The following is a 1,090-nucleotide window of genomic DNA, read 5'->3' as shown; positions in this document are numbered from 1 at the left end:
TTTTTGCAATAAAAAAGAAAATGTCAGAAACATTTTCTGAAAAATGGTGGAGCTTAGCGGGATCGAACCGCTGACCTCCTGCGTGCAAGGCAGGCGCTCTCCCAGCTGAGCTAAAGCCCCAAATAACATATTCGTTATAATGGTCGGGAAGACAGGATTTGAACCTGCGACCCCCTGGTCCCAAACCAGGTGCTCTACCAAGCTGAGCCACTTCCCGTAAAAAACATGGCGCGCCCTGAGAGATTCGAACTCCCGACCTTTTGATTCGTAGTCAAACACTCTATCCAGCTGAGCTAAGGGCGCATGTATGTGGTGCCGAGGACCGGAATCGAACCGGTACGGTAGTCACCTACCGCAGGATTTTAAGTCCTGTGCGTCTGCCAGTTCCGCCACCCCGGCACATACAATAACAATAACTTTGGAGCGGAAGACGGGATTCGAACCCGCGACCCCAACCTTGGCAAGGTTGTATTCTACCACTGAACTACTTCCGCAAACTTATTTAATTATCAAATGGAAATTGGTGCGGGTGAAGGGACTCGAACCCCCACGTCAAAGACACTAGATCCTAAGTCTAGCGCGTCTGCCAATTCCGCCACACCCGCGTGTATAAATGGTGAGCCATGAAGGATTCGAACCTTCGACCCTCTGATTAAAAGTCAGATGCTCTACCAACTGAGCTAATGGCTCGTGCAAAATGGTGCCGGCTAGAGGACTTGAACCCCCAACCTACTGATTACAAGTCAGTTGCTCTACCAATTGAGCTAAACCGGCAAGTAAGAATAAATGGTGGAGGATGACGGGTTCGAACCGCCGACCCCCTGCTTGTAAGGCAGGTGCTCTCCCAGCTGAGCTAATCCTCCATTTTATATCTAGCCTAGCGACGTCCTACTCTAACAGGGGGAAACCCCCAACTACCATCGGCGCTAAAGAGCTTAACTTCCGTGTTCGGTATGGGAACGGGTGTGACCTCTTTGCCATCATCACTAGACCAGATTAGCGAGTTATTTTTTTATCTCGACAAGATAAAATTATACTCTATGTAATTCTTAAAAGCAAGAGATTTTTTAAATGATTTTCATCATTTTTT

The 1,090-nt window shown here is 47.9% G+C and carries 9 tRNA genes and 1 rRNA gene; all 10 read right to left on the bottom strand.

From position 1 onward, the window contains the following. Positions 1-44 precede the first annotated feature (44 nt). Positions 45-120, bottom strand: a tRNA-Ala gene (locus tag IHV12_RS22490). A gap of 20 nt (positions 121-140) precedes the next feature. After that, positions 141-217, bottom strand: a tRNA-Pro gene (locus IHV12_RS22485). Positions 218-226: 9 nt separating this feature from the next. Next, positions 227-303: transfer RNA gene (locus tag IHV12_RS22480), tRNA-Arg, on the bottom strand. A 7-nt stretch (positions 304-310) separates the two neighbouring features. Further along, positions 311-399, bottom strand: a tRNA-Leu gene (locus IHV12_RS22475). 20 nt (positions 400-419) lie between these two features. Next, a tRNA-Gly gene (locus tag IHV12_RS22470) sits at positions 420-494 on the bottom strand. A 27-nt stretch (positions 495-521) separates the two neighbouring features. Further along, positions 522-605: transfer RNA gene (locus IHV12_RS22465), tRNA-Leu, on the bottom strand. A gap of 9 nt (positions 606-614) precedes the next feature. Then, positions 615-690: transfer RNA gene (locus IHV12_RS22460), tRNA-Lys, on the bottom strand. An 8-nt stretch (positions 691-698) separates the two neighbouring features. Beyond that, positions 699-774 (bottom strand) — tRNA-Thr (locus IHV12_RS22455). Between the two features lie 13 nt (positions 775-787). Continuing rightward, positions 788-863, bottom strand: a tRNA-Val gene (locus IHV12_RS22450). Positions 864-875: 12 nt separating this feature from the next. Beyond that, positions 876-991: ribosomal RNA gene (rrf, locus tag IHV12_RS22445) — 5S ribosomal RNA — on the bottom strand. Between the last annotated feature and the right edge of the window lie 99 nt (positions 992-1,090).

Origin of the sequence: Fictibacillus sp. 7GRE50 (assembly GCF_015903875.1) — a bacterium.
Lineage (GTDB): Bacteria > Bacillota > Bacilli > Bacillales > Fictibacillaceae > Fictibacillus > Fictibacillus phosphorivorans.
This window is presented reverse-complemented; position numbering and strand designations above follow the sequence as displayed.